Origin of the sequence: Nitratireductor sp. StC3, from assembly GCF_003015025.1 — a bacterium.
Taxonomy (GTDB): Bacteria; Pseudomonadota; Alphaproteobacteria; order Rhizobiales; family Rhizobiaceae; genus Mangrovimarina; species Mangrovimarina alexandrii.
This window is the reverse complement of the sequence record NZ_PYBP01000004.1, coordinates 203,148-225,515: the sequence shown is the minus strand read 5'-3', so window position 1 is coordinate 225,515 and position 22,368 is coordinate 203,148. Positions and strand designations below refer to the sequence as shown.

General features: G+C 64.5%; 20 protein-coding genes. 8 read left to right on the top strand and 12 right to left on the bottom strand.

The window, feature by feature from the left end:
• Positions 1–25 precede the first annotated feature (25 nt).
• The 6 genes from C7T96_RS10590 (at position 26) to cysN (ending at position 9,860) form a co-directional block, all read left to right on the top strand.
• Positions 26–1,645 carry a glycosyltransferase gene (locus tag C7T96_RS10590; RefSeq protein ID WP_158264340.1) on the top strand — a complete coding sequence of 540 codons (1,620 nt, stop codon included), beginning with the start codon at positions 26–28 and terminating at the stop codon, positions 1,643–1,645.
• Positions 1,646–2,340: 695 nt separating this feature from the next.
• Positions 2,341–3,696, top strand: coding sequence for a DUF2793 domain-containing protein (locus tag C7T96_RS10580; protein WP_106571193.1), 1,356 nt, complete (start codon positions 2,341–2,343; stop codon positions 3,694–3,696).
• Between the two features lie 150 nt (positions 3,697–3,846).
• Complete coding sequence (locus C7T96_RS10575) at positions 3,847–5,505, top strand: heparinase II/III family protein (RefSeq protein ID WP_106571192.1); 1,659 nt, start codon at positions 3,847–3,849, stop codon at positions 5,503–5,505.
• Positions 5,505–6,767: a glycosyltransferase family 4 protein gene (locus tag C7T96_RS10570; protein WP_106571191.1), complete on the top strand. Its 1,263-nt coding sequence runs from the start codon at positions 5,505–5,507 to the stop codon at positions 6,765–6,767. Before C7T96_RS10575 ends, C7T96_RS10570 begins: the two co-directional genes overlap by 1 nt.
• A gap of 229 nt (positions 6,768–6,996) precedes the next feature.
• Entirely contained in the window at positions 6,997–7,920 is a 924-nt protein-coding gene (cysD, locus tag C7T96_RS10565) for a sulfate adenylyltransferase subunit CysD (protein ID WP_106571190.1), read from the top strand.
• Between the two features lie 2 nt (positions 7,921–7,922).
• On the top strand, positions 7,923–9,860 hold the full coding sequence (gene cysN / locus C7T96_RS10560; RefSeq protein WP_106571189.1) for a sulfate adenylyltransferase subunit CysN: 1,938 nt from the start codon (positions 7,923–7,925) through the stop codon (positions 9,858–9,860).
• 39 nt (positions 9,861–9,899) lie between these two features.
• On the opposite strand, the gene C7T96_RS10555 is transcribed toward cysN, so the two are convergent.
• The 9 genes from C7T96_RS10555 to C7T96_RS24355 form a co-directional block, all read right to left on the bottom strand.
• Positions 9,900–10,922 carry an NAD-dependent epimerase gene (locus C7T96_RS10555; protein ID WP_106571188.1) on the bottom strand — a complete coding sequence of 341 codons (1,023 nt, stop codon included), beginning with the start codon at positions 10,920–10,922 and terminating at the stop codon, positions 9,900–9,902.
• A 3-nt stretch (positions 10,923–10,925) separates the two neighbouring features.
• A complete protein-coding gene (locus tag C7T96_RS10550) occupies positions 10,926–12,254 on the bottom strand; it encodes a nucleotide sugar dehydrogenase (RefSeq protein WP_106571187.1) in 1,329 nt (442 codons plus the stop codon).
• Between the two features lie 137 nt (positions 12,255–12,391).
• The gene (ehuA, locus tag C7T96_RS10545; RefSeq protein ID WP_338036287.1) at positions 12,392–13,198 is read right to left on the bottom strand and encodes an ectoine/hydroxyectoine ABC transporter ATP-binding protein EhuA; all 807 of its coding nucleotides are present in this window, start codon (positions 13,196–13,198) and stop codon (positions 12,392–12,394) included.
• An 8-nt stretch (positions 13,199–13,206) separates the two neighbouring features.
• Positions 13,207–13,878 (bottom strand): ectoine/hydroxyectoine ABC transporter permease subunit EhuD, encoded by a 672-nt coding sequence (gene ehuD / locus C7T96_RS10540; RefSeq protein WP_106571185.1) that lies wholly within the window; start codon positions 13,876–13,878, stop codon positions 13,207–13,209.
• A gap of 3 nt (positions 13,879–13,881) precedes the next feature.
• Positions 13,882–14,547 carry an ectoine/hydroxyectoine ABC transporter permease subunit EhuC gene (ehuC, locus tag C7T96_RS10535; protein WP_106571184.1) on the bottom strand — a complete coding sequence of 222 codons (666 nt, stop codon included), beginning with the start codon at positions 14,545–14,547 and terminating at the stop codon, positions 13,882–13,884.
• 88 nt (positions 14,548–14,635) lie between these two features.
• Positions 14,636–15,475 carry a transporter substrate-binding domain-containing protein gene (locus C7T96_RS10530; protein ID WP_106571183.1) on the bottom strand — a complete coding sequence of 280 codons (840 nt, stop codon included), beginning with the start codon at positions 15,473–15,475 and terminating at the stop codon, positions 14,636–14,638.
• Between the two features lie 34 nt (positions 15,476–15,509).
• Positions 15,510–15,650 (bottom strand): hypothetical protein, encoded by a 141-nt coding sequence (locus C7T96_RS24025; RefSeq protein ID WP_158264339.1) that lies wholly within the window; start codon positions 15,648–15,650, stop codon positions 15,510–15,512.
• Positions 15,651–15,975: 325 nt separating this feature from the next.
• Entirely contained in the window at positions 15,976–16,248 is a 273-nt protein-coding gene (locus C7T96_RS10525) for a hypothetical protein (protein WP_106571182.1), read from the bottom strand.
• Positions 16,249–16,380: 132 nt separating this feature from the next.
• Positions 16,381–18,471 (bottom strand): hypothetical protein, encoded by a 2,091-nt coding sequence (locus C7T96_RS24355; protein ID WP_146149170.1) that lies wholly within the window; start codon positions 18,469–18,471, stop codon positions 16,381–16,383.
• Between C7T96_RS24355 and rffA the strand changes: the two genes are divergently transcribed.
• On the top strand, positions 18,370–19,500 hold the full coding sequence (gene rffA, locus C7T96_RS10515) for a dTDP-4-amino-4,6-dideoxygalactose transaminase (RefSeq protein WP_245414119.1): 1,131 nt from the start codon (positions 18,370–18,372) through the stop codon (positions 19,498–19,500). The two genes, C7T96_RS24355 and rffA, sit on opposite strands and share 102 nt — an antisense overlap.
• Positions 19,501–19,565: 65 nt before the next feature.
• Here rffA and C7T96_RS10510 read toward each other — a convergent pair whose 3' ends face one another.
• Positions 19,566–20,192 carry a methyltransferase domain-containing protein gene (locus tag C7T96_RS10510; RefSeq protein ID WP_106571180.1) on the bottom strand — a complete coding sequence of 209 codons (627 nt, stop codon included), beginning with the start codon at positions 20,190–20,192 and terminating at the stop codon, positions 19,566–19,568.
• A 120-nt stretch (positions 20,193–20,312) separates the two neighbouring features.
• Here C7T96_RS10510 and C7T96_RS10505 point away from each other — a divergent pair, with 120 nt between their 5' ends.
• Positions 20,313–20,693: an EamA family transporter gene (locus tag C7T96_RS10505; RefSeq protein WP_106571179.1), complete on the top strand. Its 381-nt coding sequence runs from the start codon at positions 20,313–20,315 to the stop codon at positions 20,691–20,693.
• Positions 20,694–20,722: 29 nt separating this feature from the next.
• Here the strand turns inward: C7T96_RS10505 and C7T96_RS10500 are convergent, their stop codons facing one another.
• Together C7T96_RS10500 and C7T96_RS10495 are read right to left on the bottom strand one after the other, a co-directional pair.
• On the bottom strand, positions 20,723–21,640 hold the full coding sequence (locus C7T96_RS10500) for a hypothetical protein (protein ID WP_245414118.1): 918 nt from the start codon (positions 21,638–21,640) through the stop codon (positions 20,723–20,725).
• Positions 21,641–21,649: 9 nt separating this feature from the next.
• Positions 21,650–22,315, bottom strand: coding sequence for an acetyltransferase (locus C7T96_RS10495; protein ID WP_106571178.1), 666 nt, complete (start codon positions 22,313–22,315; stop codon positions 21,650–21,652).
• Positions 22,316–22,368 lie beyond the last annotated feature (53 nt).

Here is a 22,368-nt window from a genome sequence, read left to right as displayed (position 1 = left end):
ACCGTTTAGAGCCAGGGTCCGCTCGGTGCTCGGCGAGGAGGTCTACTTCTTTGAGGCGGGCAAGTTGCGAACCCTTGGGGTACGCCGCGCATGGCAGGAAATTGCCGCCCTTAAAGGACGCAACGCCGTGGTGGCGATCGAAAACGAGGAATCGCGGCCGCTCGCGGGGCCTCTCACTCTCGTCGCTGCGATAGCGGGCTTCCGCAGGGTAAGCGCCTTGTGGCCCGACGGGAGCGTGGAGAGGGTCTCTTTCGCCAGGCTTGCACGTCTTCCGTTTCGGGTTGTTTGGGATCAGGTCGTCAGCCGCGTACGTTATGTCCTGGCACGCCGCGATACGCGGAACCGAGTCTCCGGTGACGGCAAGCTTGCCGCGTTGCCTGCCGAAAAGGGTCCGGTGCTGTATCTCGACGCAAATCTGTCGTTCGGCGTTGCTGCAGGGGGATCCGTCGGTCACATCAAAGGTGTCATCGACGCCCTGTGTCGAAGTGGACGCGAGGTTGATTATGCCAGTGTACGCAAGATTCCGACATCCGGACCAGGAACGCACTGGCTCCGGCTCGACGCGCCCACCCTTTATGCCTTCCCATCGGAATTGAACTATTATGCGTTCGCCTCCCGATACGAGGCGCAGGTCGAGCGCTGGGCGCGCTTGCGCTCCTATCAGTTCCTCTACCAGCGCATGTCGCTTCACAATTATTCGGGCGCCCGCCTGCGCGAGCGTCTCGGCCTACCGCTCGTGCTGGAGTACAATGGGTCTGAGGCCTGGGCGGCCGCAAACTGGGGAGAACGGCTGGCCCTGCACGACATGGCTGTCGCAACCGAGGAAGTATCGTTGCGTTCGGCCGATCTCGTCGTGACGGTGTCGGAGGTTTTGGCCGATGAAGTAGCTTCGAAAGGCGTGGCGCGCGAGCGTATCGTCGTCTACCCGAACTGCATAGACCCGGCGATTTTCGATCCGTCCCGGTTCACGGAAGACGACAGTGTGGAACTGCGCCGGAGTCACGCTATCCCGGAAGATGCCGTTCTTGCCACATTCATCGGCACTTTCGGCACTTGGCACGGGGTGGATTTTCTTGCCCGCGCGATTCGCCGGCTCGTGGACGAAGATCGTGAGTTCTTGATGAAGCACCGGCTCCATTTCATGCTGGTGGGCGATGGCTTGCGCATGCCGGAGGTCCGGGCTGCGGTAGACGCTGAGCCCTATCGTCAGTTCGTGACACTAACCGGCCTGATCCCGCAGAGCGAGGCCCCACGATACCTCGCTGCTTCGAATATGTTCCTTTCTCCGCATATGCCAAATCCGGACGGAACCGCATTTTTTGGATCGCCGACGAAACTGTTCGAATACATGGCAATGGGGCGGCCGATTATAGCCGCAGATCTCGATCAGATCGGAAAGGTACTTCGGGGAAAGCCAGCGAGTCCTCCCGATGATGCTTCCTCCCGACCTCTGGCGGCCCTCTTCACGCCGGGGGATATGAAGGATTTCGTGGCAGCACTAAAGTCAGTGGTCGAAGATCCCGCGAAGGCGGCGATGATTGGAGAAGATGCGAGAAGATCGGCGTTGGATTTTTATACTTGGGACCATCATGTCGGTGTTATTTTTGACAGAATGGTTGAAATTGGGTTGATAGACACGAAATAGAGAATGCGATGGAATTTTTATTTAAAAGAAAGTAGTATTATTGCATGCGGGTCGCAAAAAATGAACGAGGAAAATCGTTGTGTGAAAAAATTGTCTGCATATGAATTTATGTTGGCAGAATTTGGACTAATATACATTAGCAGCAAAGCGGCGGCGAGTTGAAGTGGATGTCGCCTCTATTCCTACGCCGGCGAATAGATCCCGTAGGGCACTGGAGTTGTGGGCGCTGCCGGCACGGACGCGGCGTGATGTGAAGCCACCGAGCAGAGTTGGCGCAAGTGGCGCATCGTCATACTGGCCGGGTTTGAGGATCAGACTCAGCGGTCGGCCGAGCACATCCACGGCCATGTGGATTTTGGTCGCCAGTCCTCCTCTGAAACTTCCCAGAGCCTGATCCCCTTTTGGGCCGCCGCCTTTTTACGGCGGCTACCCGCTGATGACCGCGCACGAGACTTGAGTCTAGACTGACATAATCGTTGTCGTGATCGTCAATGAGGCGGGCGAAGCCTCATCTGAAACGCGAGCCTCCGACCACCGCTTGAAGTGCTTGTGAACAGTCTTCCACTTCCCGTAGCGCTCAGCTAGGTCGAGCCACGTGTCTTCATGCTGCGGGAAATGACAAAACGAATGCTTCCATCCATCCACCCCTTTTGCGCCGCGCGCTACCCTAAGGGCTTTTCCGCAGGAAGGGCTCCATGGACGCAACCGCAAATCTCTCGCTTCCCGTGATCGCGCCGGCGCAGGCGCAAAAACACGTCACCCACAACGAGGCGCTGCGCGCGCTCGACGCGGTGGTGCAGCTTGCCGTCATCGACCGCGACCTGACCGCGCCGCCCGGCGGCGCCGCCGAGGGCGACCGGTATATCGTGGCCTCCACCGCGACCGGCGCCTGGGCCGGGCAGGAGGGCCGCATCGCCGCCTTACAGGACGGCGCCTGGGCGTTCTACCGGCCGGGCGAGGGCTGGCTCGCCTTCGTCGCCGACGAGGCGCTTCTTTGCTACTGGACCGGCGCCGCCTGGGCCGACGTCGCCGGCGCCATCACCACGCTGCAGAACCTTGCCCTGCTCGGCCTCGGCACGACGGCCGACGCGACAAACCCGTTTTCGGCCAAGCTCAACAAGGCGCTGTGGACGGCCAGACCGGCGGCCGAGGGCGGCGACGGCGATTTGCGCTACACGCTCAACAAGGAGGGCGAGGCCGACGTGCTGTCGCTGTTGATGCAATCGGCCTGGTCGGGCCGCGCCGAGCTCGGCCTGGTCGGCGACGACGATTTCTCCGTGCGCGTCTCGCCCGACGGCGCCGCCTGGACCGAAATCCTGCGCGGCGACCGCGCCGCCGGCGAGGCGGTGATCGGCCATCTGCGCGTCGGCCGCGACATGGTGCAGAACGTGCTGCCGGATTCCGGCCGTTTTAACGGCAACGCCAACAACACCGCCTTCAGCGGCATCGCCTATGCCGCGCCGACCTATCTGAGCCCGACCTCCGGCGCCGGGCTCGCCGCCCACGCCAAGTTCATCCACGACAACGACGATTACGGCGGCGCGGCCGGCGCGCTCGACGCCGAGGTCAAGGCGCTGGTCGAGGCGATCCGGCCGCCTGCCGCGCGCCGGTTCGGGCCGGAATGGTACGTGATCGAGGTGACCCAGAAGGCGTCGGGGACGATGAGCGAGCCGGTCGATATCGGCGGCACGCTTTACGGCCTCGCCTTCACCACCCTGTTCACCGCCTTGCCGAGGCGGCTTACCTTCGCCTACCACGTCAAGGTCAAGACCGGCACCGCCGCGCTGACGCTCGACAGCGGCCGGGTCGTGCGCGCCAGCCGCGACGGCGTCGCCCAGCCCAAGGCGGCCCAGACGATCGCCAATGCCGACGGCTGGACGCATATCTGCGTCCACAACGTTCCCAATCAGTATGGCTACGCCTACGACCTCGCCCAGCTCAAGCTGCCGCTGTCGGGCGCGGTGTGGCTCGCGCTGCCAAAGATCGTCTTCGGCCATGTCGATCTCGATCCCGAGCTCGGCGTCTTGATGAACGCCCGGATGTTCGGCTGAGCGGATGGCCGGCGCGCCGGCGCCGGCGGTCTGCGTCCCATCCGGCCGCTGTCGGCTGCCGGGTGGGCTGCGGCCGGCGCCGATGCTTGCAATTGCCGATTTCCTGTGGTTGGGAAAGCCGGTCTCCCGAACCGTTCCACCGAGAGCTGCATGCGAGCTTCCCTATCCAAGGCCGGGCGCCTGTTGCGGACCGTGCGTTATCTGCGCCCGGGCCAGATTTCCGACCGCGTCGGCCGCCGCCTGCGTGCCGCCCCTAAGGTCGGCGGGGCGACGCCGCCCCTGCGCGCGGCCGCGGCCGGCTGGACACCCTGCGCGGGACGGCCGCCGAGCCTCGTCGGCCCGTCGCGGTTCCGGTTCCTGGCGCGCGAGGCCGGCCTCGACGCGCTGACGGGCTGGAACGACGCTTCGATGCCCAAGCTCTGGCTCTACAATCTGCATTATTTCGACGACCTCGTGGCCGACGAAGCGCCCGCTCGCAGGGCCTGGCATCTGGCGCTGGTCGACCGCTGGATCGACGACAATCCGCCGCTCGCCGGCAATGGCTGGGAGCCCTACACGCTGTCGCGGCGTATCGTGAACTGGATCGCCGCCGCGCTGGCCGGCCTGCCGCTTGACGCCAAGGCGCTCGACAGTCTCGCCCGGCAGACGCGCGCGCTCGCCGGATCGCTCGAGTTCCACCTGCTCGGCAACCATCTGTTCGCCAATGCCAAGGCGCTGATCTTCGCCGGCGCCTATTTTTCCGGCCCCGAGGCCGAGCGCTGGCTGAACGCCGGGCTCGCCATCATGGCCCGCGAACTCGACGAGCAGGTGCTGGCCGATGGCGGGCATTTCGAGCTCAGCCCGATGTATCATGCGCTGATCCTGGAAGACGTGATCGATCTCGTCCAGCTTGCCGCGATCTATCCCGACGCGCTCGGCCGGGCCGCCGCCGACCAGGACTGGCAAGGCCGCGCCGCGCGCATGATCGCCTGGCTGGCCGCGATGAGCCATCCCGACGGCGAGATCGCCTTCTTCAACGATGCCGCGCTCGGCCAGGCCCGCAACCTGGCGCAGCTCAGCGCCTATGCCGGCCGGGTCGGCATTGCCGCGCCGGCATCGCCGCCGGCGCTCGCCCATCTGGCCGACAGCGGTTATGTGCGGCTGCAGGAGGGGCCTTGGTGCGTTTTCTTCGACGCCGCGCCGGTCGGTCCCGACTATATTCCCGGCCACGCGCATGCCGACACGCTGTCGCTCGAAATCTCGCTGGCCGGCGCGCGCCTCGTCACCAACACCGGAACCTCGACCTATGCGCCGGGCCCCGAGCGCGAGGCCGAGCGAGCGACCAGCGCCCACGCCACCGTGGAACTCGACGGCGCGAACTCCTCCGAAGTGTGGGCAAGTTTCCGGGTCGGCCGCCGCGCCCGTCCCGGCGCGGTGACGACCAAGGTGGCCGACGGCGCCGTGCACGCGCATGGCGGGCATGACGGGTATCGTTTTCTCGCTGGCAGCCCGCTGCACGCGCGCGACGTCAAGGTCACTGCCGGCGCGGTCAGGATCGTGGACCGCATCGAGGGCGGGGGGCGCCACGCGGCCGTCGGCCGTTTTCCGCTCCATCCGGACGTGGACCGGGTCGAGCAGACCGACGGCGGTTTCCGCCTCGCCATGCCCGACGGGCGGGTGGTGACGGTCGCCGTCAAAGGCGCCGATGGGCTGGCGATCGAACCCGGGCACTACGCGCCCGAATTCGGCATATGCAGGCCGCGCCCGGTGCTGGTCTGGCGCGTGACGCGCGATCTTCCCATCGAAGTTACGGTCGAGTTCCTGGCCTGATGCGCATTCTCCTGCTTTCCGACAATTATCCGCCCGAAACCAACGCCGCCGCGCTCAGGAGCAGCGCGCACGCCCGCCGCTGGGTGGAGCGCGGCCACCGGGTCACGGTGGTGACGAGTTTCCCGAATTTTCCCGAAGGCAAGCTGTTTGCCGGATACAAACAGTCGCTGTGGAAGCGCGAGACCGTCGACGGGGTCGATGTGATCCGCGTCCCGACGCTGATCTTTCCCAATGCCGGCACCGCCAAGCGCATTGCCGATTTCGTCAGCTACATGGTCAGCGCGACGGTCGCCGCGCCGTTCGTGAAGCGCCCCGACATCGTCGTCGCCACCTCGCCGCAATTCTTTGCGGCCGTGGCCGGCTGGATGACGTCGGTGCTGCGCCGGCGGCCCTTCGTGTTCGAGCTCAGGGATCTGTGGCCCGATTCCATCATCGCCGTCGGCGCGCTCAAGGATGGCGCCTTGCTGCGCATGGTGCGCAAGCTGGAATATTTTCTCTATCGCCGCGCGAACCTGATCGTCTCCGTCACCAACGCCTTTCGCCGCCACCTGGCCGAGACCGGCATCGATCCCGAGAAAATCCGCGTCGTGCGCAACGGCGCCGATCTGAGCCGGTTTTCGCCGGGGCCGGCCGACGATCTGCGCGCCGAGCTGGGGCTGAGCGAGCGCATCGTGGTGTCCTATATCGGCACGCTCGGCATGGCGCACGGCCTCGACATGCTGATCGAGGCCGCCGTCAGGCTGGCCGCGCAGGCGCCGCAGGTCACGCTGCTGATGGTCGGCAGCGGCGCCGAGCGCGAGCGGCTTAAGGCCATGGCCGCCGAGCGGCAGCTCGAAAACATGATGTTCGTCGACCGCGTCGCGCATGATGCCGTGCCCGATTATTGGCGCCTCAGCGACATGACCCTGGTGGTGCTGAAGGATCACCCGCTGTTTCGCACCGTGATCCCCTCGAAGATCTTCGAGGCGATGGCCACCGGCACGCCGATCGTCACCAATGTGAAGGGCGAGCTGGAAGAGCTTTTGACGCCGCTCGGTTCCGCGGTCCATGTCGAGGCCGGCAGCGCCGGCGCGCTTGCCGATGCCGTCACCGCGCTCGCCAACGATCCCGCACGGCGCAAGGCCCTGTCGGCGGCGGGCGTGGCCGCCTCGTCGCAGTTCCACCGCACCAAGCAGGCCGACCTGATGCTGGAGGCGCTGGAGGAACTGGCCGCGGGGCGCGACAGCGGCGACAACGGCAACGAGGGCGCGGCGCGCGGCTGAGCGGCAACCGCCGCGTTGGCACCGCTCCAGTCCGACTGCTCGGGATGCCGGGCGCGCGAGGGCGGCGCGTCGGCGACGAAGTTTCCACGATGACGCCCAAACGCAAAAAAATGCTTCGCCTGCGCGCTGCCGCGGAGGATCGCGCGCCTTGAGAAGTGCCGCCCGGAGCGGCAGGTTCGGGCCGGATGCCGGGATGCGAGATCCCGGTTGCTTCGAAAGCGCGAACCCGATGCTCCAGAACCGCGGCGGCCACGACACGCTCACCCATCTCGATCGGCTCGAAGCCGAGGCGATCCACATTTTCCGAGAGGTCGCGGCGACCTTCTCCCGGCCGGTGATGCTCTACTCGGTCGGCAAGGATTCCGCCGTCATGCTGCATCTGGCGATGAAGGCCTTTTATCCGGCCAAGCCGCCTTTTCCGTTCCTGCATGTCGACACCACCTGGAAATTCCGCGAGATGATCGCCTTTCGCGACCGGATGGCGGCCGAACTCGGCTTCGATCTTCTGGTCCACGTCAACCAGGACGGCCTGCGCGAGGGCATCAACCCGATCGACCACGGCTCCAGCGTCCACACCAACATCATGAAGACGGTGGCGCTGCGCCAGGCGCTCGACGCCCATAAGTTCGACGCCGCCTTCGGCGGCGCGCGGCGCGACGAGGAAAAATCGCGCGCCAAGGAGCGCGTGTTCTCCTTCCGCAACGCCCAGCACGGCTGGGATCCGAAGACCCAGCGCCCGGAAATGTGGAAGATCTACAACACCCGCGTCAGCCCGGGGGAATCGATCCGCGTCTTTCCGCTGTCGAACTGGACCGAACTCGACATCTGGCAATACATCCTGCGCGAGGACATCCCGATCGTGCCGCTTTATTTCGCCGCGCCGCGCCCGGTCGTCGAGCGCGACGGCATGCTGATCATGGTCGACGACGCGCGGCTGACGCTGCGGCCGGGCGAGGTCCCGCGCCGGCTTATGGTCCGTTTCCGCACGCTCGGCTGCTATCCGCTGACCGGCGCGATCGAGTCGCAGGCGACCAGCCTGGAAGAGATCGTCGGCGAGATGCTGGTCGCGCGCACCTCCGAGCGCCAGGGCCGGCTGATCGACCGCGACGAGGCCGGCTCGATGGAGAAGAAAAAGCGCGAAGGCTATTTTTGACGATGGAACATGTGTCCCCCCGCGCCATCGAAAAGCGCGACGGCGTGCGCGCCTATCTCGCCGGCCAGGAGCGCAAGTCGCTGCTGCGGTTTTTGACCTGCGGATCGGTCGACGACGGCAAGTCGACGCTGATCGGCCGGCTTCTGTTCGACGCCAGGCTGATTTTCGAGGACCAGCTCGCCGCGCTCGAAAACGATTCGCGCCGGCACGGCACGGCCGGCGAGGAGATCGATTTCGCCCTGCTGGTCGACGGGCTGGAGGCCGAGCGCGAGCAGGGCATCACCATCGACGTCGCCTATCGCTTCTTCGCCACCGAGCGGCGCAAATTCATCGTCGCCGACACGCCCGGCCACGAGCAATATACCCGCAACATGGCCACCGGCGCCTCGACCGCCGATCTGGCGATCGTGCTGGTCGACGCGCGCGCCGGCATCATGCGCCAGACCCGGCGCCATACCTACATCGCCGCGCTGCTCGGCATTCGCCACATCGTGCTCGCCGTCAACAAGATCGACCTGGTCGATTTTTCCAAGACCGCCTTCGACGCCATCGCCGACGACTACGCCGCGCTGACCGAAGAACTCGGCTTCGAAACCGTCACCGCGCTGCCGATCTCGGCGCGCTACGGCGACAATGTCAGCGCGCCCTCCGAGCGTCTGGGCTGGTTCGGCGGGCCGACGCTGCTCGACCATCTCGAAACCGTCGCCATCGACCCGCCCGCCGCCGCGCGGCCGTTCCGCTTTCCCGTCCAATATGTGGTGCGGCCCAATCTCGATTTTCGCGGGTTCGCCGGTACCGTCGCCTCGGGCTCGGTCGCCGTCGGCGACGAGGTCGTCGTGGCCAAGTCCGGCCGCGCCTCCACGCTGGCGCGCATCGTCACCCGCGACGGCGATCTCGACAGCGCCCGCCAGGGCCAGGCCGTCACATTGGTGCTGGCCGACGAGGTCGAGGTCTCGCGCGGCAACATGCTGGCCGCGCCGACCGCCCGGCCGCATGTCGCCGACCGGTTCGTCGCCAATATCGTCTGGTTCGGCGAAAGCGCGCTGGTGCCCGGCCGCTCCTATCTGCTGCGCACCGAGACCGACGAGGTGCCGGCGCATGTCAGCGCGCTCAAGGCACGGGTCGACATCAACAGCTTCGCCCGCGCGCCGGCGAAGACCCTGGCGCTGAACGAGGTCGGCGTGGCCGAGATCGCCACCCAGGCGCCGATCGCCTTCGACCCCTACGGCGAAAACCGCGCCACCGGCGCGTTTGTCTTGATCGACCGCATGACCAATGCCACGGTCGGCGCCGGCATGATTGCGCATCCGCTGCGCCGCGCCGACAATATCCACTGGCAAGGGCTCGACGTCGACGCCGGCGCGCGCGCGGCGATCAAGGGGCAGAAGCCGGCGGTGCTGTGGTTCACCGGCCTGTCGGGGTCGGGCAAGTCGACGATCGCCAACCGGCTCGAGCGCAAGCTGCATGCCGAGGGGCGGCACACCTATATTCTCGACGGCGACAATGTCCGCCACGGGCTGAACCGCGACCTCGGTTTTTCCGAGGCCGACCGGGTCGAGAACATCCGCCGGGTCGCCGAGTCGGCGAAGCTGATGGCCGATGCCGGGCTGATCGTTCTGGTGTCGTTCATCTCGCCCTTCAGGGCCGAGCGCGCCATGGCGCGCGCGCTGATGGGCGACGTGGCCTTTGCGGAAATATTCGTCGATACGCCGCTCGAGGACTGCGCGGCGCGCGATCCCAAGGGGCTTTACGCAAAGGCGCGCAAGGGCGAGATCTTGAATTTTACCGGCATCGGGTCGCCCTACGAGGCGCCGGACGCCCCCGATATCCATATTCGCACCCAGGAAAGCCGGCCGGACGACGCCATCGCCGAGATCGAGCGCTGGCTGGCAGCGCGCGACATTTCCGGCCAGCATTTCGGCGACGGCGGTGGCATCTGAGCGAAACGAGGAGTGTCGCGCGCGCGTGCGCGCGCCCGCTCAAACGCCGTAATAGTCGCGATACCAGGCCACGAAACGGGCAACGCCCTCGCGCACCGAGGTCGCGGGACGGTAGCCGACCGCGGTCTGCAGCGCGCTCACATCGGCCCAGGTCGACGGCACGTCGCCGGCCTGCAGCGGCAGAAAGCGACGCTCGGCCTTTTTGCCCAGCGCCGCCTCGATCGCTTCGACATAGTCGAGCAGCTTCACCGGCTGGCTGTTGCCGATATTGAAGATCCGGTAGGGCGCGTTGCTCCTGTCGGGCGCGGGCGCGTCGCTGTCCCAGCCTGGATCCGGCGCCGCGATCCGGTCGCTGGTGCGCACCACGCCCTCGACGATGTCGTCGACATAGGTGAAGTCGCGCATATGGTCGCCATTGTTGAAAATCTCGATCGGTTCGCCGGCCAGGATGTTTTTGGTGAATTTGAACAGCGCCATGTCGGGCCGCCCCCACGGACCGTAGACGGTGAAGAAGCGCAGGCCCGTGGTCGGCAGCCCGAACAGATGGCTGTAGGAATGGGCCATCAATTCGTTGGCGCGCTTGGTGGCGGCGTAGAATTGCAGCGGATGCACGGCGGCCTGGTTTTCGGAAAACGGCATCGCCGTGTTGGCGCCGTAGACGCTGCTCGTGCTGGCATAGGTCAGATGCGCGACCTTGGCGTACCGGCAGGCTTCCAGCAGGTTGGTGAAGGCGACGATGTTGCTGTGCACATAGGCGCGCGGATTGTCGAGCGAATAGCGCACGCCGGCCTGCGCGGCGAGATGGATGACCCGGTCGAAGCGGTGTTCGGTAAAACAGGCCTCGACGGCCGCCGCGTCGGCGAGGTCGGCGCGCACGAACCGGAACGATCCTTGCCGGGCGCCTGCCAGCCCCTCCAGGACGCTGAGCCGAGCCTCTTTCAGGGACGGGTCGTAATAATCGTTGACGACGTCGAAGCCGACCACGGTGTCGCCGCGTTCCAGCAGGTGTTTGGCGACGTGAAAACCGATGAAGCCGGCGGTGCCGGTGACGAGCACGTTCATGGTCTAGAGCCGTCCGTCGCTGTCGTGTTTGGCAAAAACGCTCTTGACGTCGAAGATCACCGCGCCCGGCCTGCCGCGCGCGCGCAGCCACGCCGCCCCCAGGTCGACGAAGTCACGATGGGCAACGGCGAGGATGATGGCGTCATAATGCCTCTCTTGGGGCGCGCTCGTTAGGATTTCAAGCCCGAACTCCCGTTGCGCGGTCGCGGGATCGACCCAGGGATCCCACACCTCGACGTCGGCGTTGAGCTCGGCGAGCCCGCGAACGATGTCGATCACGCGTGTGTTGCGAACGTCGGGGCAGTTTTCCTTGAAGGCGAGCCCCATCACCAGAACCCGGCTGCCGACCACGGGCAGGCGGTTTTTCATCATCAGCCGCGCCACCCGCTCGACCACGTGGCCGCCCATGCGGTCGTTGATGCGCCGGCCGGCCAGGATGATCTCCGGATGGTAGCCGACCTCCTGGGCCCGGTGGGTGAGATAATATGGGTCGACCCCGATGCAGTGGCCGCCGACCAGTCCGGGCGTGAACGGCAGGAAATTCCATTTGGTCGAAGCCGCCTGCAAGACCTCTTTCGTGTCGAGCCCGAGCCGGTGGAAGACGATGGCCAGCTCGTTCATCAGCGCGATGTTGAGGTCGCGCTGGGTGTTCTCGATCACCTTGGCCGCCTCGGCGACCTCGATCGAGGACGTCTTGTGGGTGCCCGCCGGCACGATCGCGGCATAAAGCGCGTCGACGGCGTCGGCGGCCGCCGGCGTCGAGCCGCTGGTGACCTTGACGATGTCGCCCAGGCGCCGCGCCGGATCGCCCGGATTGATCCGCTCGGGGCTGTAGCCGACGAAAAAGTCGCGGTCGGGGACGAGGCCGGAACGCCGCGCCAGGATCGGCGCGCAGACGCTGCGCGTGCAGCCTGGGTAGACGGTCGATTCGTAGACGACCAGCGCGCCCTTTTTCAAAACGCCGCCGACCGTCTCGCTGGCCTGTTCGAGCCGGCTGAGATCGGGCCTGTTGGCCGCGTCGACCGGGGTCGGCACCGCCACGACGAAGACGGAGCAGGCGGCGAGGTCGTCCGCCGTGCTGGTGAAGGTGAGGTGGCGGGCCGCCGCGAGCGCGGCCGCGTCGACCTCGCGGGTTGCATCCCGTCCGGCGTTGAGGTCGGCCACGCGCTCCGGGTTGACGTCGAAGCCGATCACCCGGCCGCGCTTGCCGAACGCCACGGCGAGCGGCAGGCCGACATAGCCGAGCCCGATTATGCCGATCGTGGCTTTGCCGGGATCAAGCGGCGCGTCCGCACCCTCGGACGTTCCTTCGACTATATCCGTTTCCGCCATGCGCTTGGGTCGCTCGCTTCCATGCCGGACTTGCTGTAGCAGGACCGTCGGTCCCGGCAAACCCAAACATCGCCGCGGCCAGCCGCCGGCCCGGTCGCGACGGCCCCGGCAGCGCGACCGGCTTGCGCAAACCCCGTCTAGGTCGCCTCCAGGACGGCGCTGAGGAATTGCTGGGTCCGTTCCTTGTCCGGACTGTCGAAGAGCTTGTCGGGCGTTCCCTGTTCCTCGATGCTGCCGTCGTAGAAGAACACCACGCGGTCGGAAATCTCCTTGGCGAAACCCATCTGGTGGGTGACCATAAGCATGGTCAGCTGGTGCTGATCGGCCAGCGCGCGGATCACGCTGGTCACCTCGCTGATGACCTCCGGGTCGAGCGCCGACGTCACCTCGTCGAAGAGCATGACCTGCGGGCGCATCGCCAGCGCGCGGGCGATCGCCACCCGCTGCTGCTGTCCGCCGGACAGCCGCGAGGGATGCTCGTCGCGTTTTTCCGCCATGCCGACCATGTCCAGCAGTTCCAGGGCGCGTTCCTCGGCCTCTCTTTTCGACAGTCCCAGAACCTGCACCGGGCCTTCCATGCAATTGCCGAGCGCGGTCATGTGCGGAAACAGGTTGAAATGCTGGAAACACATGCCGATCTTGCCGCGCATGCGCCGCAGATGCTGGGCGTCGCCGCGCACCAGCCGGCCGCCCTTTTCCATGTGGGTGAGCGGTTCGCCGTCGACATAGATCACGCCGGCGTCGATCTGCTCGAGTGTCATCAGCATGCGCAGAACGGTGGTTTTTCCCGAGCCGGAAGGCCCGATGATCGTCACCATCTCGCCTGCCGCCACGTCGAGATCGAGGCGGTCGAGTACGGTCAGGTCGCCATATTTCTTGGTGACGTTCTGAAACCGGATCATCGGCGCGTCGTCGCCTTCCAGCCTCAAGGGGTATTGGGTCATGTCTTCCGTCATTTGATCAATCCAAGTTTGCGCCGCACCGTGGTTTCGAAACGGCGAAACAGCCAGGCCAGGGGCAGCGAGAGCGCCAGAAAGACCAGGCCGACGATGGTGTAGGGCTCCAGATAGCGATAGTTTTCGGCGCCGATGGCGTTGGCGGTGTGCATCAGCTCCGCCACGCCGATCACCGACAGCATCGGCGTATCCTTCAGGATGCCGACCAGATAATTGCCGACGCCGGCCAGTGCGGGCGGCAGCGCCTGCGGCAGGATGATGCGGCGATAGGTCTTGATCACCGACAGGTTGATGGCCTTGGCGGCCTCCCACTGTCCCTTCGGCACGCTTTCGATGCCGCCGCGATAGACTTCCGAAAGATAGGCGGCGTAGTGCAGGCCGATGGCGATCAGGCCGGCCGTCCACGGCGACAGGCGCAGGCCGAACTGCGGTCCGACATAATAGACGAAGAACACCTGCAGCAGCAGCGGCGTGGAGCGGACGAGTTCGACGAGTTCGCGCGTGATCACGGTCAAGGGGCGAAAACGCGTGCGCTGCGCCAAGGTCAGCACCAGTCCCAGCACGAGCGCGACCGCAAAACCGCCGCCGGCGGCCAGCACGGTCTTGCCTGTCGCCTCGATCAGGCGCGGCAGGATCGTCCAGGTGAAATCCCATTTCCATTCGAGCATGTCTCAACCCTTCCCGATCCGGCGCGCCATGGTGCGCTCGAGCCAGCGCATCAGCGGCGTGACCGTAAACCGCGCGAAGATGTAGTAGAGGATCAGCGCCGTGCCGAAGGCCTGGGCCGAAAGATAGGTGGCGCTGTTGATCTGGCGCGCCTCGAACATCAGGTCGGCAACCGAGATCAGCGCGACCAGGGCCGTGCCCTTCAGGATCTCCACCATCAGGTTGCCCCACGGCGGCAGCATGATGATGAAGGCCTGCGGCAGGATGATGCGCCACATCCGTCGCGCCGGCGACAGGTTGAGCGCCAATGCCGCCTCCCATTGCCCCTTCGGCACCGACGCGACCGCCCCGCGCACCAGTTCGGCGCCATAGGCGCCGAAACACAGTCCGACCGTGAGAAAGCCCGCGGTGAATTTATGCAGGCTCACGCCGAACAGCGGCAGCGCAAAAAACACCCAGTAAAGCTGCACCAGCAGCGAGGTGCCGCGAAACAGCTCGATATAGACGGTGGCGATGCCGCGCACGGATTTGACCGGCGCAAGCTTCATCAACCCGGCGACGAGCGCGGCCGCCACGGCGACGAGCGCGGCCAGCACGAACTGCGCGACCGTCATCAGCGAGCCGCCGATCAGCGCCTCGCCATATGTGTTTAGAAACTCCAGATAAGACATCAATTCCCAGCCGCCCTTCGCGGGCCTGACGTGTTGAGGGAGCCGGACGGCATCGCTGCCCGGCTCCCGACCCTGTTTTCAGTGTGCGTCAGTCGGCTTGGCAGGCTTGCTGCGTGCTTGCATCGCCGGGCAGGTAGGTGTCGACATAACCGTCGGCGGCGACGGTCTCCATCATCTCGTCGGAGCCGATATAACCGGCGAGCGCCTTGTTGAAGTCCTGACGGAAATCGTCGTCGGCGGGGCGGAAGCCGACCGCCACCACCTGTTTCTTGCGTCCGGTGAACGCATCGGGATCGGTTACCTCGATCCCGTCGGCCTTGCCGGCCATGTCGTTGGCCTCGAGGATCGTCGTGGCCAGGGCATCGGCCCGGCCTGCGCGCAAGGCGGCCAGGGCCGCCGTCGAATCGGGGACCACCATCACTTTGCTGTCGGGAACGCCGGCCGCCTTCGCGTCCGCGATCGTGTTGTAGCCCGCCGTCGCGACCATCGTCAGGTCCTGGTCGATCAGGTCCTGATAGGTCTCGATGCCTTTCGGATTACCGGCGGGCACGAGAAACACGTCGCCGAACGCGCCGATCGGATCGGAAAAGTCCATGTTCGCGCAGCGCGCGGGAAGAACGTACATGCCGCCGGTCACGATATCGACCCGGTTGGCGTTCACGCTGGGGATCAGCGCCGACCAGTCGGTCAGGACGGGTTCGATATTGGTGTAGCCCATCTTCTTGAGGACATCGATCGTGATGCCGTTGACGAAGCCCTGGGCGGACCCGTCCTCGCCCGGATACGCCCATGGCGGTGCGGCGGCGAAACCCAGCCGGATCGGCTCGCCCGCCTCGATACGTTCGGCAAGGGGGCCGGCCTGAACGGTGGCGGCCACGAGGCTGCCCGCGATGCCGGCCAGGGCCACCTTGATGATTGATTTAAGCAACGAACTCTCCTTTTCGGTTGGTTGAAACTGACGGTCAGGTGCGCAGCGCCGCCAGCCGTTCGCCCGGCGCGGCAACGGCTTTGCAAAAACGCCGAGATATCGAAATCAGCAGTGAGGCTTCACCATGATTTTTCCCTGTCTCGCACCCCATCGCGGACGGGGTGCGGCGCGTCATGTCTCCCGCAGCCCCGAAGCCCGAAGGGCTCGTGAGCGAGGCGCTGTTCTGGTGCGTCGGAGACAGCCGGCGGCGGACGCCACCTTGAAGATTGTTTATACACTGAACAGCATCAGGGCAACCGCGCGCGCCGGTGCCGCTGCCGTAACTGTGGATTAGAACGTGCTGAATGCCCGCAACGCGCCCGGTTCCAGCCGTATGCCGGGCGTCAAAAAACCGTCAAGCGCGGCCCAAGGGCCGGCGTCGCCGCCGGTCGCGCCGCGTCGCCGAATCGCCCTTCGACCGCCAATGGAGGCGGCGTCGCGTCTTCACCGCCAGGGCATCATCATTGGCGTTTGCGCCGCGCTTGCCGGTGATCGACGGACGAGGTCGTCGCATGACAGCGCGTTTTGTCGCTGGTCTGAAACAGCCCGAACACGCATTTGACGGGAAGGTCGGTGACGAAAGGCGCATGGAGTTTGGCGACGAGAAGCAGCGCAAGAACACTTGTGCCGCATACAAAGGCTGTTCTTACAGGAGCGTGCCGAAACCGCCAGCTCAAGGCCAGCCCTATCGCCGGACCTATCAGAAAGGCTAGTGCATAAATCGAATTTTCCATGCCATTCCACCGCCGGGAAAGTGATGAATGGCGGGTAAATTGTCAAACAGAGACGGCTAGAAGATAACATATTCTCTTGTATATTAGATATTGTTACAATGGAATTTGCTTCGAAGAGTTAAAGATGATCGTCTATTTCGCCTTTGACGCGGGGTAGGCGCGGGCTACAACCGAACTGGCGCTTCCTTGCGCGACAGGATGGTCAAAAAAACCGCGCCAGTCTCGGGATCCGGTTGAATCTATTGTTATCAGTAGGGAAATAGCGCGGCTATCCGCATCCGGTGCCTTGTCCGCATAGGCTCGATAGGCTTCGACGATGTCAGGTATCTTCTGCCCGATCGCCTCCGACTTCACCGCCCTGCTGTCGGTGCACGGATGCCAATAATCGCAGATGTTGAAAAAGAAACCGGAAAAGAAGCCGCCGCGAGCGGCGTGCTCCGACATCAGGATTTCGCTCACCCCGTCGGCCGACATGCCCCTTAGGCGCCAGTACTCGAAAAGCGCGTATCCGTGGCGGGTGATCGAGAACGGTTTTTCTTCGATCGAGGGGATTCGATCGCGGAAAACGTCGGTGTAGTCGACCAGAAACCCGGTCTTGCCGCCGCGCCGCAGGGCCACTTGCGGCGCCAGCCCGACACTGTCGAGCACAAAAACCGCATCGGCGGGAAGCTCTGCTTCGGCATTGTCAATCGCGCGCGCGATCGCCAGGCCATGCAGATTGATGTTTTCCCAAAGCCCGTAGGTTCGCTTGGTTCCGTAGATCGCGAAGGCCGCGAAAAAGACGATGGCGGCGTAGACCGGCCATCGCCCCTGTCCCGGTCGACCGTGCTCGGCGGCTTTCTTGCGGATCGTCGCCCAGAACAAGATCGCGCCGAAGGCCAGGAACGGATGGTTGATGTAGCGTTCCCAATCCTTGGTGCTGACCATCAGCCCGGTCAGGACCTGCTGGTTCATCAGCGCAACCGGCAGGCCCGCAAGACCGAGGCCGAGCCACAAGGGCGGCTGGGAAAAACCCTTGCTGAAGAGACGCACGAGCATCGCGCCCGTGACGACCAGGCCGCCAAGCACCGCGGTGCTGATCATCGGCAGTCGTGATGCGAACAAGGCCGTGTTCCCGGCCAGTGTCTGGCTCGCCGCCCAGACCGCGACCGCGATCGACATGAGGCAGAGCGCGAAAACCAGCCCGGCGATTTTGCAGCGCCCCATGAAAACTAGGATCGTGGCGACATAGAACTCGAGCAGGAGAACCGGGTAGCCGACGACCGAATAGCTGCCGGTCAGGGCGATCTGGGCGGCAAGCAGGAGGGGGACGCTCGACCGCAATCTTTGCGACTGCGGCGCAAGCACAAACCGGACCAGGCACCCGACGACGATCCAGGCCGAGACATAGGCAAGCTGCGGTTCCAGCGATTTGAAGAAATTGAGATAGGCGGTGTCGATCGGCGGCACCATGGTTTCGCCCCATGCGCCGAACAGAAGCCGGAAATCCGACAGCTTGACCACATCGTGCGTGAGCGAGGCGATGTTGCCGAGCGAAAACAGATCCTGCGACAAAAGGATCAGCACGGCAGCGGCGACCCGCCCGGGCATGGATTTCAACAGCGGTGAAACGGCATACAGGATCGCCAGAAAACACGCGGGAATAAGAACAATGTCAGCGGCGATCAGCGCGTATCCGAAGTTCGATCCGAACACCGCTTTGAACAGGTCGAAAATGACTGCCGAAAAATAGCGGTCGATACGCCAGGTGTTGAGGTTGTTCGGAAACAGCGCATAGGTGTCTTCATCATAGGCGTTCTTGAAAAAATTCAGCCCGCCAGTGTCTATGGAGAAATAGACATGATGCGCGGCGCCGAGCGCCACGAAAAACAAAACGGTGGCCAAGAGAAGAGCGCGATCCGTTCTGTCCATGTCGATCTTTTCCGGTAGTGAAACCCAGGCCCCGAAGGGCTGTCTAGCCGAGTGTGATGCCGGTGTCACTGTGGACGGGACGGGAGTTGAAGACGTGGCTTTGTTCGCTTGTGCCTGTCTTTCCGCGCGGCGGCGGTGTAGATCAGCCAAGATCGCGTGCAGCGACGAAGGAAGCCGATGAAGTCCAACTCCGCCAGCCCCAGGAATATCGTGCCGTTCAACACGCCGCCATTGCTCGGCGGCGAACTGGAAGCGATCCGGCAGTGTCTCGGCGAAGGAGCCTTCTCCGGCAACGGGCGGTTTTCCAGACAATGCGCCCGGTTGCTGGAGGAGCGGCTGCCGGTGGCGCGCGCGCTGATCACGCCGTCATGCACCGCCGCGCTCGAGATGGCGGCGATTCTGTGCGATCTCGGCCCCGGCGACGAGGCGATCGTGCCCTCCTTCACCTTTTCCTCGACCGCCAACGCCATCGCCCTTCGCGGCGCGGTTCCCGTCTTCGTCGATATCGAGCCCGATACGCTCAACGTCTCGCCCGACGCTGTCGCGCGGGCGATAACCGCCCGAACCAGGGCTATTTTCGTCGTCCACTATGCCGGCGTTCCCTGCGAGATGGACCGGATCAACGAGATCGCCGCCGCGCATGGCCTCGTCGTGATCGAGGACGCCGCGCAAGCCCTCGGATCGTCGTACAAGGGGCGCGCGGCCGGCGCTCTGGCCTCGATGGGGGCGTTCTCCTTCCATGCGACCAAAAACATCGTTTCGGGCGAGGGCGGTGCGTTGACTCTGGGCGATCCGGCGCTCGTCGAAAGGGCGGAGATCGTTCAGGAGAAGGGAACCAACCGCTCGCAATTCGTTCGCGGCGAGGTCGACAAATATACCTGGGTCGACATCGGCTCGTCCTATCTCTTGAGCGAGATCGCCGCCGCCTTCTTGATCGGTCAAATCCGGTCCGTTGACGAGATCAACGGCGACCGGCTTGCGACGTGGCGAACATACCGCGATTCATTTCTGGATCTGGAACAGTCGGGTCGGGCCAGGCTGCCGGTCGTGCCCGAGCATGTGCGCCACAACGCCCACATATTTTACCTGTTGCTGCGCGACGAGGCGGAGCGCGATCGGTTCCTCGAGGCGATGAGAGGGCAGGGGGTCATGGCGACCAGCCATTATGTGCCGCTCCATTCGAGCCCGGCCGGCCGAAAATTTGGTCGCAGCGCCGGTTCTCTCGCACAAACCGACAAGGTGGCGGGCACGATCGTGCGCCTGCCGCTTTATTTCGGCATGACCGACCGCGACCGCGGCCAGGTGATTGACCGCGTAAGGGCGTTTTTTCGCACCGACTGAGCCTGTTTGCCGCGCCCGGCCCGAGTCCGCCCGGGCCTTGGTCGCAAGCGCGCGGCGATGGTCGCTTAGGGCGTCGTCACGACCGGCCGCCGCGCCTCCATGATGATATGGGTGTAGGGCACTGCAAGCAGATCGTGCACGATGCGCGGCTCGACGCTTTCGAAATCCGGCTTTGCCAGTGCGACATAGGCCTCTGGACTGCGCACATGGCGGCCGCGGTCCAGTTTCAGCAGCAGCCGCGCGATCGGGTTCTGGCCTTTCACGAACGCGCCGTCGAAGGTCACCAGCCTGCCGTCCGGCTTAAGCGCCTTTGCCGCGCCCGCAAACAGCGTGCGGGCCTCCTGGTCGGTGAGGTGGTGGACGACGCCGATCGCGATCACCACGTCGAAGGCGGCGATCTCGTCCATGGCTTCCGGCGAGACCGAGCGTACCTCGAACGTGCCCCGCTTTCCAAAGCGCGCCCGCGCCGTTTCGATATAGGCCGGATTGTTGTCGAAGCCGAAATAGTCGATGCCCTCCGGCAGGGTGGCGAGGATGTCGCCCGGACCGCATCCGATATCGAGCACGCGCTCGCCGGGCGCGATCCGCAGAAACTCGCGGGCGAGCCTGCCGCCGCTGTCGCGTCCCGACACGAGCTGGCGAAAGCCGCTATAGACGCCCGAATGGGAAAGCAGGCGGCGTGGATCGATCATGGTCGGTTCCAATGTTGATCTGGCGCGTTGTGACTTGATGTGCCATCACCGATATGGGAGTGCTGCGCCGTTGCGGGATAGTCGTGCGACATTCAATTCTTCTTCGACTTTTCGGTTCAGATGACTGACCTCAGGCTGATCGGTTTTTCCCTGGTGCTCATGTCCGTCGTCGGGCTGACGGTCACCCAGATTGTGATCAAGAGCAGGTTGGGCGTCCATGGCGCCGTGCCGCTCGCCCCCATGGAGCTCTTTCGCTACGGGCTGGCCGTGGCGAAAGACTGGAAGCTGGTCGGCGGCCTCGTCCTGCTGGTGGCGGCTGCGTTGTGCTGGTATGCTGGCGTCTCGCGCATACCGCTCTCGGTGGCATTCCCTGTTGCGGCCCTGTCTTACCCGTTGATCTTCGCGGCTTCGATACTGTTTTTGGGCGAGCCTTTCAAATGGACGAGCCTGTGGGGCAATGCGCTGATTGTCGCCGGCGTCCTTCTGGTCGCGCGCGGGTAGCCTGGCGCCGTTCCCGTCCGGGGGCGCGGTCAGCGATCCTGAATCGCGATGCCGAAGCCAGACAGGCCGTAGCCGTTGCCGTTGTAGAGCATGTAGCGCTGCCCCTGGTGATCGAACACGAAAGGATAGCACACCATCTCGCTGTCCCACCCGTCATCCGAGATGTCGAGGCCGCCTTGGTCGGGCTTTCTTTCCCAGGTCATTCCGTCCTCGGATTCGGCATAGCGGATCCGGTAGGTCGGACTGTCCGCGGTTGCCCGGGAGCAGAACCACATCCGGTATTTGCCGCCGTCGACCAGAACGCGGGGAACGCCGAGCGCATATTCGTGTTCGTCGGCAAAGTCGATCGCGGTCGTGCCGTCGCGCCGCCAGTCGATGCCGTCGTCGGATTCGGCATATTCGAGATTGTAGAAGTGCTTCGGCCCTCCGGGCGTGTCTTCCCATCTCTGGCAGGCGGTGAACCACGCCTTGTATATGCCGTCGTAGCGGACTTCCGGCGTTGCCACGAAATGGGGCAGGTCACGGGTGCGGTCGATTACCGGGCCGCGATAGCAGCGTACGAAACGATGCTGGTCCTCGTCCCATTCGGCCAGGCCGATCGAATTGCGGATCTTGACCGTCACGCCGAGATTGATGCCGGTGTAATAGAGGCGTTTTCTGCCGTCGACCTCCACGAGTGAGTTCGGCAGCGCGCCGCTATCGTCGAAACATCCCAGCGCACCCGGCTCGAGCACGGGATTTTCGTGAACGCGTTCGACCCGCAGCGGGTCGCGCATGTCGATTTCGAGATAGGCCCCATGGCCCCGGTTTTTCCGGTCGCGCGGCGAAAAATAGATCCGGTAGAGGTCGCCGTCGACCTGCTCTGCGAGCGGGATCATGGCATGCGTGTGCATCCACGAACTTTCGCCGGTCGGTGCGAAGATGTGGCCCAGTTTCTTCCAGTGCAAATCCGTCACCTAAATCTTGCGGATACGATTGCTTGGCACGCGCGAGCGTTCCGTTGCCGCGGGCACGTAGACGCCCCGCGGGTCCGCGTCTGCGACCACGAGCGCGCCGGCGCCGATGAGACATTCGTCGCCGATGGTGATGTGATCGCGCAAGGTTGCGTTGACGCCGATGAAGCAGCTCTCGCCGATCGCAACGCGGCCGGAGACCACGATGTGCGAGGCCAGGAAACAATGGTCGCCGATCGTCGAGTGATGTCCCAGATGGTTGCCGCTCCACATGGTGACGTTGTTGCCGATCGTGGCGAAGGGCTGGATGGTGTTGTCTTCGAGGATGAAGCAGTTTTCCCCGATCCGGCCGTCGTTGAGAACCGTCGCGCGCGGGCTGACATAGCTGGCGACGGCATAACCCTTGCTCTTGGCGGCCAGGTATTTTTCCTTGCGCAGCGCGTTCAGCTTCGAATAGCCGAGCGCCACGAAGAGCGCGTGGTCTTCCGGCCCGTAGCGATCGCCGATCTCTTCGAACGGGATCACCGGCAAGCCGCAGAACTCGGGCCTGTCGATGAATTCACCGTCCACGGTAAAGGCAACCACATCGTAGTCGGTATCGACGCTGAAATAGCGATGCGCCAGTTCGGCAACATCCTCTTGGCCGAAAATGACGAGATTGTTCGACAATCCAGTCTCCATGAAACAATCGACGATCAGGTTTCAGTGACGTTTCGGCGACA

What these genes read in the sequence shown, in the direction of transcription:
- C7T96_RS10580 (WP_106571193.1), top strand. Translation starts at nt 2,341, where the DNA reads ATGGACGCAACCGCAAATCTCTCGCTTCCCGTGATCGCGCCGGCGCAG.
- C7T96_RS10575 (WP_106571192.1), top strand. Translation starts at nt 3,847, where the DNA reads ATGCGAGCTTCCCTATCCAAGGCCGGGCGCCTGTTGCGGACCGTGCGT.
- C7T96_RS10570 (WP_106571191.1), top strand. Translation starts at nt 5,505, where the DNA reads ATGCGCATTCTCCTGCTTTCCGACAATTATCCGCCCGAAACCAACGCC.
- cysD (WP_106571190.1), top strand. Translation starts at nt 6,997, where the DNA reads ATGCTCCAGAACCGCGGCGGCCACGACACGCTCACCCATCTCGATCGG.
- cysN (WP_106571189.1), top strand. Translation starts at nt 7,923, where the DNA reads ATGGAACATGTGTCCCCCCGCGCCATCGAAAAGCGCGACGGCGTGCGC.
- C7T96_RS10555 (WP_106571188.1), bottom strand. Translation starts at nt 10,922, where the DNA reads ATGAACGTGCTCGTCACCGGCACCGCCGGCTTCATCGGTTTTCACGTC.
- C7T96_RS10550 (WP_106571187.1), bottom strand. Translation starts at nt 12,254, where the DNA reads ATGGCGGAAACGGATATAGTCGAAGGAACGTCCGAGGGTGCGGACGCG.
- ehuA (WP_338036287.1), bottom strand. Translation starts at nt 13,198, where the DNA reads ATGACCCAATACCCCTTGAGGCTGGAAGGCGACGACGCGCCGATGATC.
- ehuD (WP_106571185.1), bottom strand. Translation starts at nt 13,878, where the DNA reads ATGCTCGAATGGAAATGGGATTTCACCTGGACGATCCTGCCGCGCCTG.
- ehuC (WP_106571184.1), bottom strand. Translation starts at nt 14,547, where the DNA reads ATGTCTTATCTGGAGTTTCTAAACACATATGGCGAGGCGCTGATCGGC.
- C7T96_RS24025 (WP_158264339.1), bottom strand. Translation starts at nt 15,650, where the DNA reads ATGACGCGCCGCACCCCGTCCGCGATGGGGTGCGAGACAGGGAAAAAT.
- C7T96_RS10525 (WP_106571182.1), bottom strand. Translation starts at nt 16,248, where the DNA reads ATGGAAAATTCGATTTATGCACTAGCCTTTCTGATAGGTCCGGCGATA.
- C7T96_RS10510 (WP_106571180.1), bottom strand. Translation starts at nt 20,192, where the DNA reads ATGATCGATCCACGCCGCCTGCTTTCCCATTCGGGCGTCTATAGCGGC.
- C7T96_RS10505 (WP_106571179.1), top strand. Translation starts at nt 20,313, where the DNA reads ATGACTGACCTCAGGCTGATCGGTTTTTCCCTGGTGCTCATGTCCGTC.